Genomic DNA, 18,892 nt, shown 5'->3' with positions numbered 1-18,892 from the left:
ACTGATGGAACTAGAATACGAAAGCAAACGCCCGCTCTATATCCCTTACGCCGGCCCGATTCTGCTGGAATTTCCGCTGCTGAACAAAGGCAGCGCTTTCACCGAGGAAGAACGTAGCCACTTCAACCTGCACGGCCTGCTGCCGGAAGCGGTGGAGACCATCGAAGAACAGGTGGAACGCGCCTACCGTCAGTATCAGGATTTCAAGAACGATAACGATAAGCACATCTATCTGCGCAACATCCAGGACACCAACGAAACCCTGTTCTATCGCCTGCTGGACTCGCACCTGAGCGAGATGATGCCGATCATCTACACCCCGACCGTCGGCGAGGCCTGCGAACACTTCTCCGATATCTACCGCCGCGCGCGCGGGCTGTTCATCTCCTACCCGAACCGCGATCGCATCGATGACATGCTGCAAAACGCCACCAAGCAAAACGTCAAGGTGATCGTGGTGACCGACGGCGAACGCATTCTCGGCCTGGGCGACCAGGGCATCGGCGGCATGGGCATTCCCATCGGCAAGCTGTCGCTGTATACCGCCTGCGGCGGCATCAGCCCGGCCTATACCCTGCCGGTAGTGTTGGACGTCGGCACCAACAACCCGCAGCGCCTCAACGATCCGCTGTACATGGGCTGGCGCCATCCGCGCATCTCCGGCGAGGAATACCACGCCTTCGTCGAAGAGTTTATTCAGGCGGTCAAACGCCGCTGGCCGAACGTGCTGCTGCAGTTCGAAGACTTCGCGCAGAACAACGCCACCCCGCTGCTGAACCGCTACCGCGACGAGATCTGCTGCTTTAACGACGACATCCAGGGCACCGCCGCGGTCACCCTCGGCAGCCTGATCGCCGCCAGCCGCGCCGCCGGCAGCCAGCTGCGCGATCAGACCGTCACCTTCCTCGGCGCCGGTTCCGCCGGCTGCGGCATCGCCGAGCAGATCATCGCGCAGATGAAGTCCGAAGGGTTGAGCGAAGACGAAGCGCGCGCCCGCGTATTCATGGTTGACCGTTTCGGCCTGCTGACCGACAAACTGCCGAACCTGCTCGACTTCCAGAGCAAGCTGGTGCAGAAGAGCGACAACCTGGCCGGTTGGGAAACCGCCAGCGACGCCATCTCGCTGCTGGACGTGGTGCGCAACGCCAAGCCGACCATTCTGATCGGCGTTTCCGGCCAGCCGGGGCTGTTTACCGAAGAGCTGATCCGCGAGATGCACAAGCACTGCGAACGCCCTATCGTGATGCCACTGTCCAACCCAACCTCGCGCGTGGAAGCCCGTCCGGAAGACATCATCAACTGGACCGACGGCGCCGCCCTGGTCGCGACCGGCAGCCCGTTTGCGCCGGTAAGCTACAAAGAGCAGCTGTACCCGATCGCCCAGTGCAACAACTCCTACATCTTCCCGGGCATCGGTTTGGGCGTGCTGGCCTCCGGCGCCACCCGCGTCACCGACGCCATGCTGATGGCCGCCAGCCGCGCGCTGGCGGACTGTTCGCCGCTGGCGACCGACGGCCACGGCGCGCTGCTGCCGAATATCGACGATATTCAGGGCGTATCCAAGTGCATCGCCATGGAAGTGGGCAAAGCCGCCCAGCTGCAGGGTGTGGCGATCGTCACCTCCGAAGACGCGCTGTCGAAAGCCATCGAGCACAACTTCTGGCGGCCGCAGTACCGCAGCTATAAGCGCACCTCGTTCTGATTGACGCGCTGAAATGACCCAGCCCGGCTCCGCCGGGCTTTTTTGTGCGGCAAAACCGCCGAAAAATACGGCGACGCGCGTGCTTCAGGCGGTTCGCGTCTTGCGTCGGTCGGTCAGGTAAAGTAGCCTTGATCCATCTTTTTCAGCCCGGCGCGCGTAAGGCAACAACATGTGGAAACGCCTGATAATCAGCCTGTTCATCATCATTGCGGTGTTGATGGGCTCGGCTATTGCGCTCGATCGCTGGATCAGCTGGAAAACCGCGCCTTACGTCTACGACGAACTGCAGGAATTACCGCATCGCCAGGTCGGCGTGGTGCTCGGCACCGCCAAGTATTACCGCACCGGCGTGATCAACCAGTACTACCGTTACCGCATTCAGGGAGCGATCAACGCCTATAACAGCGGCAAGGTGAAATACCTGCTGCTGAGCGGCGACAATGCCCAGCAAAGCTATAACGAACCGATGACCATGCGCCGCGATCTGATCGCCGCCGGCGTTGCGCCGAGCGATATCGTTCTGGACTACGCCGGCTTCCGCACCCTGGATTCCATCGTGCGCACCCGCAAGGTGTTCGACACCAACGATTTCATCATCATCACCCAGCGCTTCCACTGCGAGCGCGCGCTGTTTATCGCCCTGCACATGGGCATTCAGGCGCAGTGTTACGCGGTGCCGTCGCCGAAGGACATGATGACGGTGCGCGCCCGCGAGATCTTCGCCCGTCTGGGCGCGCTGACCGATCTGTACATCCTCAAGCGCGAGCCGCGCTTCCTCGGCCCGCTGATCCCGATCTCCGCCATGCACACCGTGCCGGAAGACGCCCAGGGTTATCCCGCCGTATCACCGGAACAGTTGGTGGAGCTGGAGCACAAGCTGAAAGAAGAGAAGCAAAAAGCCAAACAGCCTTAATCACCCGAACTCAGGACTTTACACTCTCCCCTGCGCAATACGCTAAAAAGGCGCATCATTCGAGTCACGAACGCCGAATGACTTCCGTTCAAAAGCGGGAAGCACTCTCTGCGTAGGCCCATACGTTATTGTGACATAGAAAGCGGCGATGCCCTTTTGCCGCCGCCGAATGAACTATTCAAACGATCCAGTTCAATGAAAAGGACCATCAGATCATTGCTGTCCAGTCCAATCAGGGCGAGTTCCTGTACCAGTGATTGCAAGAGCAATTGTTTGCGGGCATCAGGGGAACCAGAGGAAAGCATGGCTTCAATCAACACGAAGTTGGCGCTGCGGGGCGAATCCAGGTCGGGATATGTTGGATCCACATATAAATCGTCTTCCCCAAGACTGATAAAGCGCTGGAATTGATCGTTCGCAGGATAGCCGGTTTTTACTACCGCCGCGTGAATAGCTGATGAAATTCTTTTCTTATCAAGCGTATTACGACTTTTCAGCGTAATGGTAAATACAGGCATAGTTTGCTCCCCGGAAACGATAGGTAAAACCAGTTTACTGACTTCATACCGCGTTGGTAGCCCGAAAACTGTGTCGCGCTGTAACCAATCCAACCTAAGATCAGGCGATATCCCGAAATACCCCGGCAGCCATTGCCAAATAATGCCTTACTGTTTTTGCTGCGCCCTGCCTCCTAGAATGCAACAAGGCCGGCAATAGGCCGGCCTTGTCGTCTGTGCTGCGGTAGCTCTACTTCTTCTTGGCGTATTTCAACGAGTCCAGCGCCACGGCGAAGATGATGATGCTGCCCTTGATGATGTACTGCCAGTACGGGTTGATGCCGATATAGGTCAGGCCGTAGTTGATGACGGTAAAGATGATCACCCCTGTCACCACGCCCCACACCGTACCCACGCCGCCGGCGAAGGATACGCCCCCCACCACGCAGGCGGCGATGGCGTCCAGCTCATACATAAAGCCAAGGTTATTGGTGGCGCTGCCGATACGCCCCGCTTCCAGCAGGCCGCCGAAGGCGTAGAACACGCCGGACAGCGCATAGATCATGATCAGGTTCAGCGGCACGTTGACGCCGGAGACCTTGGCCGCTTCCGGGTTGCCGCCGATGGCGAAGATGTTCTTGCCGAAGCGGGTCTTGGTCCACAGGATCCAGACGAAAATGATGGCAATCAGCGCGTAGAAGGTAATATACGACAGCTTAAAATCGCCGAAGCGCAAGAAGCCTTGGGCAAAGGTGGAAAACTTCGGATCAAAGCCCGCGACCGGCGACGCGCCGACCGAATCGTAATACAGCGAGTTGATGCCGTAGACGATGATCATGGTGCCCAAGGTGGTGATGAACGGCGTCACGTTGAGATAGGCGATAATCAGGCCGTTAACCAGGCCGATCACCGCGCCGACCGCACATACCAGCAGGATGACCAGGGGAATCGACCAGGTTTCCATGTGCGGGAACACCTTGTTGACGTTATCCATCGATTGCAGCAGCGTGGCCGCCACCACCGCCGCCAACCCCACCTGCCGCCCGGCGGACAGGTCGGTGCCTTGGGTAACGATCAGCCCCGCCACGCCCAGCGCGATGATGATGCGCACCGAAGACTGCGTCAGGATATTGCTCAGGTTCATCAGGCTGAGGAAAGTCGGGTCCTGAATGATGATGATAGCCAACAGCACCAGCAACACCACGTAAATGCCGCCTTCCTTGAAATAGGTAAATAAGGTTTTTTTATTTAGCGCGTTCATAATTCGAATCCTTAAAGGTGCAGGGAGGCGAGACGTAAGATTTCATTCTGCGAGGTCTGCTTGGTATTAACGATGCCCGCAACCTGGCCGTTGCTCATCACCAAAATGCGGTCGGTGATCCCCAACAGCTCCGGCATTTCGGACGAGACGATAATGATCCCCTTGCCCTTTTTCGCCAGCTCGGTCATCAGCTGATAGATCTCGAACTTGGCGCCCACGTCAATGCCGCGCGTCGGTTCATCCAGCATCAGGATCTCCGGCTGCGTCAGCAGCCAGCGGCCGATGATCACCTTCTGTTGGTTGCCGCCGGACAGCGAGCCGATATGGGTGTGATGCCCCGGCGTTTTCACCCGCATGGCGTCGATCACCCATTGGGTGTCGCTCTTCATCCGCGCGTTATCCAGCAGGCCGAGCTTGTTTTTATAATTGCGGATATTGGAGATCAGCGAGTTGAAACCCACGTCGAGGTAGGCGTAAATCCCGGTGGATCGCCGCTCTTCGGTCACCAGCGCAAAGCCGTGGTTGATCGCTTCGTTGGCGCTGTGGTTGTCGATCGCCTTGCCGTGCAGCTTGATGGTGCCCGCCACCTTTTCACGAATGCCGAACAGCGTCTCGACGATATCGGTGCGCTTGGCGCCCACCAGCCCGGCGATGCCGAGGATCTCGCCCTGGTGCAGATCGAAGGAAACATCGCGGATCGAAGGCTGGCGCAGCGATGTCAGGTTCTTCACCTCGAGGATCACCTCACCCGGCGTGTTCTGCCTGTCGGGGAAACGCTGGCTCAGCGAGCGGCCGACCATCATGGCGATGATCTTGTCCATATCCAGCCCTTCCAGCGGCTGGGTGGCGATCCACTGGCCGTCGCGCAGCACCGTTATCTCGTCGCACAGCTGGAAGATCTCTTCCATCTTGTGCGAGATATAGACGATGCCGCAGCCGCGCTCTTTCAGCTTGCGGATGATGGTGAACAGGTGATTGACCTCTTTCTCCGTCAGCGAAGAGGTCGGTTCATCCATGATGACGATCTTGGCGTCGTAGGAAAACGCCTTGGCAATCTCGATCATCTGCATCTGCGACACCGACAGGTTGCCCACCTTTTCGCGCGGGTTGATGTCAATATCCAGCTCGTCGAAGATCGCCTGAGTGTCTTTGAACATCTTGTCCTGATCGACGAACAGGCCTTTGGTCGGGTAGCGCCCCAGCCACATGTTGTCCATCACGGTGCGTTGCAGCACCAGGTTCAGCTCCTGATGCACCATCGAAACGCCGTGTTCCAGCGCTTCCTTCGAGCTCTTGAAATCGATTTCCCGGCCCTGAAATACAATGCTGCCGCTGTCTTTTTTGTAAATGCCGAACAGGCATTTCAACAACGTCGATTTCCCCGCGCCATTCTCCCCCATCAGGGCGTGAATCGAGTGCGGACGGACGCGTAAATTGACATTGTCCAAGGCTTTGACGCCGGGAAATGACTTACAGATATCCGTCATTTCCAGCAAAAATTCGCGTGAGCTATCGGCCATAAATACACCTGGCTTAACGATCTTGCAGTCGTAAACATCCCCGCCGGCGGTATCCCTGGTGTTGGCGCCGCAGGCGGGGTCTTAGCGGGATCTCAATTCTTATTTAACAAACTGAGACAGGTTGTCTTTATCTACGCCGACGTAAGGAATACGCACGACTTTATTTTCGATTTTATATTGGGTGCCTTCGGTGGCCGGCTTGCCCGCCGCCAGGTTTTTCGCCAGCTCGAAGGTGGCCTTCGCCTGGTTGTCGGCGTCGTTCAGCACCGTGCCCGCCATCGCGCCGGATTTCACCAGCGCCAGCGCTTCAGGCAACGCATCGACGCCGAACACCGGAATACTGGTCTTGTTGTGCGCTTTCAGCGCTTCCACCGCGCCCATCGCCATGGCGTCGTTGTTGGCGATCACCACTTCGATCTTGTTGGCGTTCGGGCCGGAGAGCCAGGCATCCATCTTGTCTTTCGCCTGCGCGGTATCCCACATCGCGGTATCCATCTGCAGCTGCTGGGTCTTGATGCCTTTTTCGTTCAGCGTTTTCACCACGTAGGTGGTGCGCGCTTCGGCATCCGGGTGGCCCGGCTCGCCCTTCAGCAGCACGAACTGGATCTGGCCGTCTTTATTCAGATCCCAGGCCGGGTTGGCTTGCCAGTGTTTGGCGATCAGTTCGCCCTGGATCACGCCGGATTCTTTGGAGTCGGTGCCGACGTAATATGCCTTGTCATAGCTGTCCAGCGCCTTGCGGGAAGGTTCTTTGTTGTAGAACACCACCGGGATATCGTTTGCGCGCGCCTTATCGATAACCACCGGCGCCGCGGCCGGGTCGACCAGGTTGATCGCCAGCGCTTTCACGCCCTTGGCCAGCAGCACGTCGATCTGATCGTTCTGCTTGGACTGGTCGTTCTGCGAATCATTCATCAGCAGGGTAACGTCCGGTGAAGCCTTGGCGTCTTTCTCGATCGCCTTACGCACCACCGACATGAAGTTGTCGTCGTATTTGTAAATCGTGACGCCAATACGGGTATCAGCATGGGCTGCGGCGCCAAACATCATGGCAGCGGCCATGGCGGCCAGGGTGAAAACCTTCTTATTCATTGTCAGTCTCCGGTTCTGTGTAGGGTATTACTCGTCTTTGAGCCAATGGTCACCGGCAGTGCGTACACCCCAGGCCTGGCGATTTCCACTCAACACCTGTCGTCCGTGGATCTTGTTATTTCCGAGAAATGCTGTGTCAGCGCGAGATAAAGGTTGCAGCGGCAAGGGCCTTTGCGCCGGAAAACGCCTAGAGCATAGACGGCGCGATGTTAATATTCTGTGAATTTTCTCACAGATTGAAAACGGTTACACAAGATTAAATCGTCAGAGAGTGACCGTCGCCTCACTTTGCCAGGGGGCGACAGAATGGCGCCGCACCAGCGTCGGCATGAACAGGTGAGCGGCCTGCGGCTCCGCCAGGCCTGCTGCGCCCTGCAATGCCAGCTCGGTCGCCAGCGTGGCCATCGAGACGATCGGGTAGCGCACCGTGGTGAGTTTGGGGCTGGTATAACGCGCGATGGGGATGTCGTCGAAGCCGATCAGCGAGAAATGCTGCGGCACCGTGATACCGTTTTCTTTCAACACCGCCATAGCGCCGGCGGCCATAGCGTCGTTGTAGGCGAACACCGCGCTCAGCTGTAAGTTGCGCCCCAGCAGCTCGACCATCGCCGCCTCGCCGCCCTGCAGATCCGGCGAACCGTAGGCACGCCAGTTGTCGGGCGTGGCCAGCCCGGCGGCGGCCATCGCCTGCGCATAGCCCTGCTGGCGCAGCGGCCCGTCTTCGATCGGGTGATTGGAGCCCAGATAGCCGATGCGCCGGTGGCCCTGCGACAGCAAAAGACGCATCGCCATTTCTGCGCCGCAGACGTTATCCAGCCCGACGCAACGCGGCTCATAGCCGGGGATAATCCGGTTGATCAGCACCATGCCCGGCACCTGCTCCAGAAAACCGATCAGCTCGGCGTCGCTCAGGGCTTTGGCGTGAACAATCAAGGCGTTACAGCGCTGGCGGATCAGCACTTCGATCGCGTGGCGCTCTTTGTCCGCCTGATGATAGCTGTTGCCGATCAGCAGATACTTGTGGTGTTTCTGCGCTACCGTGTCTACCGCTTTCACCAGCGCGCCGAAGAACGGATCGGAGACGTCCATCACCACCACGCCCAACGTATCGCTGCTTTGGGTCGCCAACGCCTGCGCGTTGGCATTGGGGCGATAGCCCAGATCCGCCACCGCCTGCAGCACCTGCTCGCGCGTCTCTTTGCTGGTCAGCGCGCTGTGGTTCAGCACGCGGGAGACGGTCGCCACGGAGACCCCGGCGCGTTTCGCCACGTCGCGAATGGTGATCGGATGAACTGGAGGCATGCGGGATCCTGAAATCGGGGTAGTGGCCGGTGGCGCTATCCTACCCCGATTGGCACGCTGCTCTGCGTGAATTACGTCACAGGAAAGAAAACGTTTACATACATTTTTTTAACCTGCCGACGGGCGCTCACTTCAGCGCTTTGGCTTCCGCTTCACCGGCGGCCAACTGCGTCAGTTTGCGCCACAGCCATTCCATCGGCCCCTGCTCGAAGTAACGCAGCCACAGTGCGGAAAAGACCAGGTTGACCAACCAGACCAGCGGCACAAACGCCAACAGCTGAAGCCGGTCAAACTGCTCATAGAGGCCGAAACGATAAAACAGCGTGGTGCAGATCAGCGTTTGCAGCAGGTAGTTGCTTAACGCCATACGCCCCACCAGGGTCAGCCAGCGAGCGATGCGCAGGCGCGACAGCGCGGGCCAGAAACCGTAACATAGCGCCAGATAGCCCATCGCCTGCAGCGGGGCGCCCAGCTCGCGCGGCACCTGCAGCAGGAAACCGCTCCAGCGATAGTCCCAGTGCACCTGCCATTGCAGCGCCACCGCCGGCAGTTGGATCAGCACCGAAAGCGGCAGCAGCCACGCCGCCTGCCGCAGGTAATAGCCGGAGGAATAGCTGCCGCGCAGCCAGCCGCTGCGCATCAGCCCGGCGCCGAACAGCATCAGCCCCGCCAGCTCCCAGCCATACTGCGCGCCGATGGCCAGCAGGCTGGACGAGAGCAGATCGGCGCGGCTGCGCCAGGCTTCGAAACCGCCCTGCAGCTTCCAAAACTTCTCGTACTGCAACTCCGCCACACCCGGCTGCCAGAAGCTGCCCGGCTCACCGTGCGAGACAAAACCGAGCAGCAGCAGCACCGCCACGCCAATCAGGTACAGCACGACGCCGGTTTTCAGCAGTTGGAAGGTTTCTTTGGCCTCGCGGATCATGCGCCAGCACACCAGGCCGATCAGCCCGTAGGCCAGCAGAATGTCACCGTCCCACAGGAAGATGGCGTGCGCGAGGCCGAACAACACCAGCCACGACAGCCGCGCACGGATCCAGCTTTTGCCGCGCCGCAGCAGCATTTGCAGCCCGGCGCCGAACAGCAGCGCGAACATCGCCAGGAACTTGGCCTGGGCGAAGATATCCAGCAGCGCCCAGGTCCAGGCATCGCGCGATGACGGCATCCCCAGATAGGCCGGATTGAGGTAGGCGGCCTTCGGCAAGCCGAAGGCGCTGATGTTCAGCAATAAAATGCCGAGGATGGCGATGCCGCGCACGCAGTCCAGCGTGGCAATGCGCGGCAGAGGATGACTGTTCATTTTTTATCGCTGTCTTCCGCTCATGAAAAAGGCGCCCGCAGGCGCCTGTTGTCGTCTTGCGGGTCGCCCCGCAACGCCATCACCCCTGGTGATGACGCACCGCACGCAGGAACTCCTGGCGGGTATTCTGGCTGGACTTGAACAGCCCCCCCAGCGAGGTGGTGGTGGTGGCGCTGGTCGCGTCGCGAATACCGCGCGCCTTGACACAATAATGGACCGCATCGATCGATACCGCCACGTTATTGGTGCCGAGCAGAGTCTGCAGCGCCACCAGGATCTGCTGGGTCAGGCGCTCTTGCACCTGCGGACGCTGGGAGAAGAACTGCACGATGCGGTTGATCTTCGACAGGCCGATCACCGAGTCTTTCGGGATATAGGCCACGGTGGCCTTGCCGTCGATGGTGACGAAGTGGTGTTCACAGGTGCTGGTCAGCGTGATATCGCGCACCGTCACCATCTCATCCACCTTCATCTTGTTCTCGATGACGGTGATTTTCGGGAAGTTGGCGTAGTCCAGCCCGGAGAAGATCTCGTCGACATACATTTTGGCGATGCGATGCGGCGTTTCCGCCAGGCTGTCATCGGACAGATCGAGATTCAGCAGCTGCATGATTTCGGTCATGTGCTCTTTGATGCGACGCTTGCGCGTTTCGCGATCCAGCACTTCCCCGCGCAGCGGTGTCTCCAGACCACGCTCTTCCAGTGCCGCATGCACCAGCGCGGCTTCTTTACTTAATGATGTCATGTATTTGTTCTCCTGCGGACGGAACCCGCCGGCGGCCTGATAGGGCGTGCGGCCGGCGAATTGCTTGCTCTCGTGACGGCAGAGTTTTCGTGGTGGATAACGTGAACCCGGTCAAGATTTTGCCCCCACTGTAGATGAGAGCGCGGCGATTATCCAGCGATAGTGTTTCATCCGCAGGTGAAATATTCGCATTTAGCACAATCAGGCCGGCTGCGGGTTTCCATGCGTTTTGTATGGATTTTAATCACCGAGTCGCCGTTTTTTGCGCCAACCGCCGCGCCGGGGTATTCACCACCAGCCCTCCGGCCGCCAACAGCGCCGCCACCGCCACATACAGCGCCGGCTCCAGCCGATGGGTCAAGGCGGTCGACAGCGCCGACAGCATCGGCCCGACCAGTTGGCCGATCGCATAACCGGTGGTCAGCAATCCGGCCATGTAACGCGCATGACGCGGCGCCAGCTCACGCCCGTGCTGAAGAGCAAGCTGCACCACGCAGAGGAAACCGCCGCCGGTCAGCAACGCCCCGAGCGCCAGGCCGGCCACGCCCGGCACCACTTCGGCGCTCAGTACGCCGAGCGCCTGTATCCACAGCGTGATCGCCAGCCGGGTCTGGGTGGTCAGCCGATGGCGGGTCAGAATGCCGATGACAATCCCCAGCACCGCCGCACCGCCGAACACCGGCCAGACGAACTGCGCGAACAGGCTGGCGGGAAAGCGCGCCGCCGCCATCTGCGACAAGAAGGTCGCCGGCAGGATGTAGCCGAAGCCGGCCAGGCTGTAGCTCCACACCAGGCGTTTGAGCGCCGGCGTCAGCAGCAGCGGCTCCGGGGCCACGTCCGGGCGATGCAGCTCGCCGCTGCGCGGCAGAAAGGCGCTAATCCCCCCGACCAGCACCAGCGCCAGCCCGCCATACACCAACCAGGCCTGCGCCGCCGTCAGCCCCAGCGCGTTGATGCCCACCGCCAGCATGCCGCTGAGGAAGATGCCGGCGCCCGGCCCGGCGAACACCGCTGCGCTCAGCGCCGGCCGGCCGTAGTGCGCCAACCGCTCGTTGGTCCAGGCCGCCACCAGCACCATCGCCCAGCCGCTGGCCCAGCCGATGACGAAGCGCAGCGCGCCGTGCGTCCATTCATCCTGCGCCAGCGCCGACAGTAGCGTCAGCGCCATCGCGCCCCATACGCCCAGCCACAGGCGCCGCTCGACGTGGCGCGTAGCGCGCATCGCGTCGTAGGCGCCGCACAGGTAGCCCAAATAGTTGATCGCCGCCACCAGCCCGGCACCGGTCAGGCTGAACTGATGTTCCGCGATCATCAGCGGCACCTGAGGGGTGAAAGCGAAGCGGCCAATGCCCATCGCCACGATCAGCGCGGCAAACCCGCTCAAGGCAATACGTAAAGCCATATCGGCATCCAAAAAGTTAAAAGAAAGTTGCCAGTATCATGCCGCAGTATTAAACTCACAAAAACTGAATAATACTAATCAAGTTCATCACGAAACGAGAACATTATGGATCTGACCCAGCTTCGCATGTTCTGCTGCGTAGCGGAAACCGGCTCGGTCGCCCGCGCCGCCGAGCAGCTGCACCGCGTGCCGTCGAATCTGACCACCCGGCTGCGCCAGCTCGAGCAGGAGCTGGGCGCCGATCTGTTTATCCGCGAAAAACAGCGCCTGCGCCTGTCGCCGATGGGCCATAACTTTCTGTGCTACGCCAATCGCATCCTGGCGCTGAGCGACGAGGCGATGAGCATCACCCATGCCGGCGAACCGGCGGGCAACTTCGCTCTCGGCTCGATGGAGAGCACTGCCGCCACCCGCCTGCCCTCGCTGTTGGCGGCTTACCACCAGCGTTTCTCGCAGGTGTCTCTGTCGCTGACTACCGGCACCTCCGGCGAAATCGCCGATCGGGTGCGCGCCGGCACGCTGGCGGCAGCGCTGGTCGACGGCCCGGTGCCCTATGACGAGTTGAACGGCTGTATCGCCTATCCTGAACATATGGTGGTGATCTCCTGTCTCGATCACGCGCCGATCCACAGCGCCAAAGACGCCAACGGCGAGACGCTGTTCGCCTTTCGCGCCAGCTGCTCCTACCGCCTGCGGCTGGAGGCCTGGTTCAAGCGCGAAGGCGCACGGCCGGGGCAGATCATGGAGATCCAGTCCTATCACGCCATGCTGGCCTGCGTCGCCAGCGGCGCCGGGCTGGCGATGATCCCGCATTCGGTGCTCAGCCTGCTGCCGGGCCATGAGCGGGTTCGGGTTCACCCCCTGCCGCCGGACGTGGCCGACACCGCCACCTGGCTGCTGTGGCGCCGCGACGCGTTCGGGCCGAACGTGCGCGCGCTGAAAGAATTGATTATTGAACAGACGGAAACCGCCGCTGTTGATGAAAGCACCCCCAACGATTTATCAGACGTTAGCGATATCGCCTGATTTAAAAGAAAACCACTGAGGAGACTATGATGGAGATGATCAAAACCCGCGCCGCCGTTGCCTGGGGCCCGAACCAGCCGCTGAAGATTGAGGAAGTCGATCTGATGCCACCGCAAAAAGGCGAAGTGCTGGTGCGGATCGTCGCTACCGGCGTCTGCCATACCGACGCCTACACCCTGTCCGGCAAAGATCCGGAAGGCGTGTTCCCGGCGATCCTCGGCCATGAGGGCGGCGGCGTGGTGGAAGCGGTCGGTGAAGGCGTCACCAGCGTGGCAGTCGGCGACCACGTGATCCCGCTCTATACCCCGGAATGCGGCGAGTGCAAATTCTGTAAATCCGGCAAGACCAACCTGTGCCAGGCGATCCGCGCCACTCAGGGTAAAGGCCTGATGCCGGACGGCACCACCCGCTTCTTCAAGGACGGCAAGCCGATCTTCCACTACATGGGCACCTCCACCTTCTCCGAATACACCGTGGTGCCGGAAATTTCACTGGCGAAAATCAACAAGGAAGCGCCGCTGGAGGAAGTGTGCCTGCTGGGCTGCGGCGTCACTACCGGCATGGGCGCGGTGATGAACACCGCCAAAGTGCAACCGGGCGACACCGTGGCGATCTTCGGCCTGGGCGGCATCGGCCTGTCGGCGATCATCGGCGCGCAGATGGCCGGCGCGGGCCGCATCATCGGCATCGACATCAACACCAGCAAGTTCGATCTGGCGCGCAAGCTGGGCGCTACCGATCTGATCAACCCGAAAGACTATGACAAACCGATTCAGGAGGTGATCGTCGAGCTGACCGACGGCGGCGTCGACTTCTCCTTCGAGTGCATCGGCAACGTCAACGTGATGCGTTCCGCGCTGGAATGCTGCCACAAGGGCTGGGGGGAATCGGTGATCATCGGCGTCGCGGGCGCCGGCGAAGAGATCTCGACCCGGCCGTTCCAGCTGGTCACCGGCCGCGTCTGGCGCGGCTCGGCATTCGGCGGCGTCAAGGGCCGTTCGCAGCTGCCGGGCATCGTCGAGCGCTATCTGGACGGCGAATTCGCGCTGAACGACTTTATCACCCACACCATGGGGCTGGAGCAGATCAACGAAGCGTTCGATTTGATGCACGAAGGCAAATCGATCCGCACCGTCATCCACTTCGACCAATAAGCCAGGAGGCAGAGATGACGTTGTCATTGGAACTTCTCGAAGAGCACCGCATGTTCGGCGGCTGGCAACAGCGTTATCGCCACGCGGCGCAGAGCCTGAATTGCAACATGACATTCAGCATCTACCTGCCGCCGCCGCGCGATGATAACCCGCCGCCGGTGCTGTACTGGCTGTCGGGGCTGACCTGCAACGACGAGAACTTCACGTTGAAAGCCGGCGCGCAGCGCATCGCCGCCGAGCTGGGCCTGGTGCTGGTGATGCCGGACACCAGCCCGCGCGGCGACGAGGTGCCGAACGATGAAGGCTACGATCTGGGCCAGGGCGCCGGATTCTACCTGAACGCCACCCAGGCGCCGTGGGATCGTCACTTCCGCATGTACGACTACATCAGCGCCGAACTGCCGGCGCTGATCGCACAGCACTTCAGCGTCAGCGATCGTCAGTCGATCTTCGGCCACTCGATGGGCGGCCACGGCGCGCTGATGATGGCGTTTCGCAATCCGCAGCGCTTCCGCTCGGTATCGGCCTTCGCGCCGATCGTCAACCCGTGCCAGGTGCCGTGGGGCCGCAAAGCCTTCACCGCCTATCTGGGCAGCGACGAAAGCCAGTGGCTGCAGTACGACAGCTGCCATCTGCTGGCCAGCGGCGCGGAGAAAATGCCGGTCCTTATCGATCAGGGCGACGACGACCAGTTCCTGGCCGATCAGCTGCAGCCGGCGCGGCTGGCCGAACTGGCGCGCCAGCGCGACTGGCCGCTGACGCTGCGCATTCAGCCGGGGTACGATCACAGCTACTTCACCATCGCCACCTTCGTGGAAGATCACCTGCGCTTCCACGCCGAGCACCTGTTCCGCTGATAAAAAAATCCGGGCGGTTAAACCGCCCGGATTTCTTCAAAAGCCATCAATCAGAAAATCGATGGCAGCTTTAATTTGATTCCTGTGCTCATTGGCATTACCAACGGCCTTCCCGATCTGTGAAATACGTACGGCAGCCATCTCATGGGTCATAACGAGAAACTTTTCGCCGTTTACCTCAATCTCCGGGCATAAGCGTGCAGAAATTTTAACCCTGACGTTATCCAAAGCATAAAGAGGGATCATTAACCGGGTCGAGAGGGCATCAATAAGATCGCTTTGAACGTCCAGTAAGTAGGGATAGGCTGATGCCGGATACGTATTGTCATATACGGTAAACTGCATATTCAAAATGTCCGATATTCATCAGACAACAAACCATTTTCTTCAGTGATGCGATTAAGTTCTTCTAACGCCTCGCGATTTTGCTCGCGCCACTGTTGAATCTCAATGTCCCTGACACGAACGCTCAATGCGTCCGTCAATACGGATGACACATTGACGCCCAGGGATTTTGCGCGCTGGAAAAGATCGCGATCGATGGTTACGTTGACTGTCTTTTTCGTCACATTGTTATTTGCCATATCCATTCCTCATCCCTGTAATATACACGGGTCAAATTTTCATCAATTATACTCGTAAAACAGGGGTATGCCAATTCAGCGATGCCCTCACCCCTTCAGCTTCGGATCCAACGCGTCGCGCAATCCGTCCCCCAACAGGTTGAACGCCAGCACGGTGATGAATATCGCCAGGCTGGGGAAGATCGCCACGTGCGGCGCGATCACCATATCGGCGCGTGCCTCATTGAGCATCGCCCCCCACTCCGGCGTCGGCGGCTGAGCGCCCAGGCCCAAAAACGACAGGCTGGCGGCGGTGATGATCGAGGTGCCGATGCGCAGGGTGAAATAGACTACGATCGACGACAACGTGCCCGGCAGAATGTGCCGCAGAATGATGGTCCAGTCCGAGGCGCCGATGCTGCGCGCCGACTCGATATAGGTCAGGTGCTTCAGCACCAGCGTGTTGCCGCGCACCAGGCGAGCAAAGGCCGGAATGCTGAAGATCGCCACCGCGACGATCACGTTGGCCATGCCGCTGCCCATGATCGCCACCACGCCGATCGCCAGCAGAATGCCGGGAAACGCGAACAGCACGTCGCAGACGCGCATGGTGAGGCGATCCCACCAGCCCTCATAGTAGCCGGCCAGCAGCCCCAGCAAGGTGCCGATCGCCCCGCCCGCCAGCACCGAGAACACCCCGGCCGCCAGCGAAATGCGCGTGCCCATCAGGATGCGGCTGAAGATATCGCGCCCGAGGGAATCCACCCCCAGCCAGTGCATCAGCGAAGGCCCCTCGTTCAGCCGATCGTAATCGAAATAGTTTTCCGCATCGAACGGCGCCAGATAAGGCGCCAGCAGCGCCGCCGCAATCAGCAGCAGCACCAACAGACCGGCGACCAGCGCCGCCCGCTGGCGGCGAAAACGCCGCCAAAACTCACCCCACGGCGTGCGTACCGCGTTGGGGTCAATAAGCGGCATCGCCTTCAGTGCAGCGTTGCGCCGCCAATGCTTAATCATGCCGCATCCTCATTGGTAACGAATCGCCGGGTTGATCGCCGCGTACAGCATATCCACCAGCAGGTTGATCAGGATGAACTCCAGCGAGAACAGCAGCACCTCGGCCTGGATCACCGGGTAATCGCGCATCTCCACCGAGTCCACCAGCAAGCGCCCCAGCCCCGGCCAGTTGAACACCTTCTCCACCACGATCGAACCGCCGAGCAGGAAGCCGAACTGCAGCCCCATCATGGTCACCACCGGGATCATCGCGTTACGCAGGCCGTGTTTCATCACCACCACGCTTTCCCGCACGCCCTTGGCGCGGGCGGTGCGCATGTAGTCCTCCTGCAGCACCTCGACGAACGAAGCGCGGGTGAAGCGCGCCATCACCGCCGCCACCGCCGCCCCCAGGGTTACCGAAGGCAGAATGTAGTGCCGCCAGCTGTCGGCGCCCACCGTCGGCAGCCACCCCAGCTCGACCGAGAACACCTGCATCAGCAGCATGCCGAGCGCAAAGGCCGGAAACGAGATCCCCGACACCGCCAGCGTCATGCCGAGGCGATCCGGCCAGCGATTGCGCCACACCGCCGACACCACGCCGATCGCCAGACCGAACGCCACCGCCCACAGCATGCTGGCGACGGTCAGCCAGAAGGTCGGCAGAAAGCGCGAGGCGATCTCTTCGCTCACCGGGCGTTTGGACACCATCGAGATGCCGAAGTCGCCCCGCAGCGCGTTAACGAAAAAGTGCGCGAACTGCTGTGGCAGCGGCTTATCCAGCCCCAAATCCTTGCGCACCAGCTGCACCACCGCCTCGTCGGCCTCCGGCCCCGCCGCCAGCCGCGCCGGATCGCCCGGCAGCAGGTGGACGAACAGGAACACCAGCACCGCCACGATCAGCAGCGTCGGGATCAGGCCCAGCAGTCGTTTCAGAAAATAATTGAGCATCTCATTCCTTCCCCCGCCCGCCGCCGTCTGGCCGCAGGCGGGGATGGGCGCCTTATTTCAGATCGGCGTTATCAAAGTTGAACGAGGTATCCGGCATCACGTAGAAACCGCTCAGCTGTTTGCTGTTGGCCGACAGCAAGCGTTCGGTCGCCAGGAAGATCCAGGGCGCGTCGGCCCAGATGCGATCCTGCGCGTCCTGATACAGTTTCTGCTTCTCGGCGCGATCGGTGGTCGCCAGCGCGTCGGTCAGATCCTTGTCCACCTGCGGATTGCTGTAGAACGCGGTGTTGAACTGCTTCGGCGGCGCCGCCTGGGTGGAGAACAGCGGCGACAGCGCCCAGTCCGCTTCCCCGGTCGAGGCCGACCAGCCGGTGTAGAACAGCCGCACGCCGGTGTCTTTCACCCCGACGCTCTCCACCTGCGCCGCGCGCTGCCCGGCATCCATCGCCGTCACCGTCACTTTCACCCCCACCTGCGCCAGCTGCTGTTGGGTGAACTGCAGCACTTTCTGCGCGGTGCTGTGGTTGTGGGAAGACCACAGCGTGGTGGTGAAGCCGTTCGGGTAGCCGGCCTCTTTCAGCAGCTCGCGCGCCTTGGCCGGATCGTACGGCCACGGCTTATAGCGGGCGGCGAAATCGATCGCCGGCGGCACCGGCCCTTCCGCCGGCACTGCGTAACCGGCGAACGCCACCTTGATCAGCGCGTCCTTGTTGATGGCGTAGTTCAGCGCCTGGCGCACCTTCAGGTTGTCGAACGGCTTTTGGGTGACGTTCATGCTGATGTAACGCTGCAGGATCGACGGCGCGGCCACCACGTCCAGCTTGGCGTTGCCTTCCAGCACCTTGGCCTGCTCGTAAGGGATCGGGAAGGCGAAGGTCGCCTCGCCGGTCTGCAGCATCGCCGCGCGGGTGTTGTTATCCACCACCGGGCGCCAGGTGATGCTGTCGAGCTTCGGCAGCCCCGGCTGCCAGTAGCCGTCGAACTTCTTCACCTTGACGAAATCGGTCTGGTTCCAGGTCACGAACTGATACGGCCCGGTGCCGACCGGGTGGAAACCGATCTCCTTGCCGTATTGCTTCAGCGCCGCCGGCGAGATGATCGCCGCCGCCGGGTGCGCCAGATTGTTGACGAACGCCGAGAACGGCGCCTTCAGCACGATCTTCACCGTATTGGCGTCCACCGCTTCGGTTTTGTCGATCATCTTGAACAGGTTGTAGCGCTTGAGGTGGCTGTCCGGGTTGCTGGCGCGATCGAGGTTGACCTTCACCGCCTCGGCGTTGAACGCGGTGCCGTCGTGGAATTTAATGCCCTGGCGCAGTTTGACGGTGTAGGTCAGGCCGTCTTTGCTGACCTCATAGCTGTCCGCCAGCACGTTTACCAGCTTCATGTCCTTATCAAAGCCGAACAGCCCCTGATAGAAAGACTTGGCCACCGCCTGCGACAGCGTGTCGTTGGCGTCGTAAGGATCGAGGGTGGTGAAGTTGGAGGCCACGGCGATCACCGCGTCCTTCGCCGCCCAGACCGGGCCGGTTCCCGCCGCCAGCAGTACGGCGACCAACAGCGCATTGCGTTTGAATGTGTGCTTCATGTCGCTTGTCTCTCCTGAGGTCT

At 60.7% G+C, this 18,892-nt stretch carries 18 protein-coding genes; 5 read left to right on the top strand and 13 right to left on the bottom strand.

Annotated elements, in window-relative coordinates:
* Positions 1-4: 4 nt before the first annotated feature.
* Together WFM45_RS03505 and sanA are read left to right on the top strand one after the other, a co-directional pair.
* Complete coding sequence (locus WFM45_RS03505; protein ID WP_004938945.1) at positions 5-1,702, top strand: NAD-dependent malic enzyme; 1,698 nt, start codon at positions 5-7, stop codon at positions 1,700-1,702.
* A gap of 169 nt (positions 1,703-1,871) precedes the next feature.
* Positions 1,872-2,615, top strand: a complete 744-nt coding sequence (sanA, locus tag WFM45_RS03500) for an outer membrane permeability protein SanA (protein ID WP_004938948.1) — start codon at positions 1,872-1,874, stop codon at positions 2,613-2,615.
* A gap of 125 nt (positions 2,616-2,740) precedes the next feature.
* On the opposite strand, the gene WFM45_RS03495 is transcribed toward sanA, so the two are convergent.
* The 8 genes from WFM45_RS03495 to WFM45_RS03460 all read right to left on the bottom strand — a co-directional run bounded on the left by WFM45_RS03495 (position 2,741) and on the right by WFM45_RS03460 (position 11,734).
* Entirely contained in the window at positions 2,741-3,133 is a 393-nt protein-coding gene (locus WFM45_RS03495; protein ID WP_099783537.1) for a tautomerase family protein, read from the bottom strand.
* A gap of 229 nt (positions 3,134-3,362) precedes the next feature.
* On the bottom strand, positions 3,363-4,373 hold the full coding sequence (mglC, locus tag WFM45_RS03490) for a galactose/methyl galactoside ABC transporter permease MglC (RefSeq protein ID WP_004938953.1): 1,011 nt from the start codon (positions 4,371-4,373) through the stop codon (positions 3,363-3,365).
* 11 nt (positions 4,374-4,384) lie between these two features.
* The gene (gene mglA, locus WFM45_RS03485; protein WP_004938959.1) at positions 4,385-5,893 is read right to left on the bottom strand and encodes a galactose/methyl galactoside ABC transporter ATP-binding protein MglA; all 1,509 of its coding nucleotides are present in this window, start codon (positions 5,891-5,893) and stop codon (positions 4,385-4,387) included.
* A gap of 99 nt (positions 5,894-5,992) precedes the next feature.
* Complete coding sequence (gene mglB, locus WFM45_RS03480) at positions 5,993-6,985, bottom strand: galactose/glucose ABC transporter substrate-binding protein MglB (protein WP_004938962.1); 993 nt, start codon at positions 6,983-6,985, stop codon at positions 5,993-5,995.
* A 264-nt stretch (positions 6,986-7,249) separates the two neighbouring features.
* Entirely contained in the window at positions 7,250-8,287 is a 1,038-nt protein-coding gene (gene galS / locus WFM45_RS03475; RefSeq protein ID WP_004938964.1) for an HTH-type transcriptional regulator GalS, read from the bottom strand.
* A 127-nt stretch (positions 8,288-8,414) separates the two neighbouring features.
* Positions 8,415-9,587: a DUF418 domain-containing protein YeiB gene (gene yeiB / locus WFM45_RS03470; RefSeq protein WP_048322605.1), complete on the bottom strand. Its 1,173-nt coding sequence runs from the start codon at positions 9,585-9,587 to the stop codon at positions 8,415-8,417.
* Positions 9,588-9,666: 79 nt separating this feature from the next.
* On the bottom strand, positions 9,667-10,332 hold the full coding sequence (gene folE / locus WFM45_RS03465) for a GTP cyclohydrolase I FolE (RefSeq protein ID WP_004938969.1): 666 nt from the start codon (positions 10,330-10,332) through the stop codon (positions 9,667-9,669).
* A gap of 244 nt (positions 10,333-10,576) precedes the next feature.
* Complete coding sequence (locus tag WFM45_RS03460; protein WP_004938972.1) at positions 10,577-11,734, bottom strand: YbfB/YjiJ family MFS transporter; 1,158 nt, start codon at positions 11,732-11,734, stop codon at positions 10,577-10,579.
* Between the two features lie 105 nt (positions 11,735-11,839).
* Here WFM45_RS03460 and ptrR point away from each other — a divergent pair, with 105 nt between their 5' ends.
* From ptrR to fghA, 3 genes are read left to right on the top strand one after another with little or no spacing between them, the layout of a single operon-like run.
* Positions 11,840-12,760, top strand: a complete 921-nt coding sequence (gene ptrR, locus WFM45_RS03455; RefSeq protein ID WP_103085765.1) for a putrescine utilization regulator PtrR — start codon at positions 11,840-11,842, stop codon at positions 12,758-12,760.
* Positions 12,761-12,789: 29 nt separating this feature from the next.
* Positions 12,790-13,914 (top strand): S-(hydroxymethyl)glutathione dehydrogenase/class III alcohol dehydrogenase, encoded by a 1,125-nt coding sequence (locus tag WFM45_RS03450; protein ID WP_164122942.1) that lies wholly within the window; start codon positions 12,790-12,792, stop codon positions 13,912-13,914.
* A gap of 14 nt (positions 13,915-13,928) precedes the next feature.
* Entirely contained in the window at positions 13,929-14,771 is an 843-nt protein-coding gene (fghA, locus tag WFM45_RS03445; protein ID WP_048322602.1) for an S-formylglutathione hydrolase, read from the top strand.
* 36 nt (positions 14,772-14,807) lie between these two features.
* On the opposite strand, the gene WFM45_RS03440 is transcribed toward fghA, so the two are convergent.
* From WFM45_RS03440 to gsiB, 5 genes are all read right to left on the bottom strand, one after another.
* Positions 14,808-15,116, bottom strand: coding sequence for a CcdB family protein (locus WFM45_RS03440; protein ID WP_073528876.1), 309 nt, complete (start codon positions 15,114-15,116; stop codon positions 14,808-14,810).
* Between the two features lie 2 nt (positions 15,117-15,118).
* Complete coding sequence (locus tag WFM45_RS03435; RefSeq protein ID WP_049278845.1) at positions 15,119-15,361, bottom strand: type II toxin-antitoxin system CcdA family antitoxin; 243 nt, start codon at positions 15,359-15,361, stop codon at positions 15,119-15,121.
* A gap of 81 nt (positions 15,362-15,442) precedes the next feature.
* On the bottom strand, positions 15,443-16,351 hold the full coding sequence (gsiD, locus tag WFM45_RS03430) for a glutathione ABC transporter permease GsiD (RefSeq protein ID WP_019454428.1): 909 nt from the start codon (positions 16,349-16,351) through the stop codon (positions 15,443-15,445).
* Positions 16,352-16,360: 9 nt separating this feature from the next.
* On the bottom strand, positions 16,361-17,281 hold the full coding sequence (gsiC, locus tag WFM45_RS03425; RefSeq protein WP_049241281.1) for a glutathione ABC transporter permease GsiC: 921 nt from the start codon (positions 17,279-17,281) through the stop codon (positions 16,361-16,363).
* Positions 17,282-17,333: 52 nt separating this feature from the next.
* On the bottom strand, positions 17,334-18,869 hold the full coding sequence (gsiB, locus tag WFM45_RS03420) for a glutathione ABC transporter substrate-binding protein GsiB (RefSeq protein ID WP_336954592.1): 1,536 nt from the start codon (positions 18,867-18,869) through the stop codon (positions 17,334-17,336).
* Positions 18,870-18,892: the final 23 nt, after the last annotated feature.

The sequence above is a fragment of the Serratia sp. KG1D genome, from assembly GCF_037150675.1.
GTDB classification, from domain to species: Bacteria; Pseudomonadota; Gammaproteobacteria; order Enterobacterales; family Enterobacteriaceae; genus Serratia; species Serratia nematodiphila.
The sequence above is the reverse complement of the archived record's forward strand: the minus strand, read 5'-3'. Positions and strand labels throughout refer to the sequence as shown.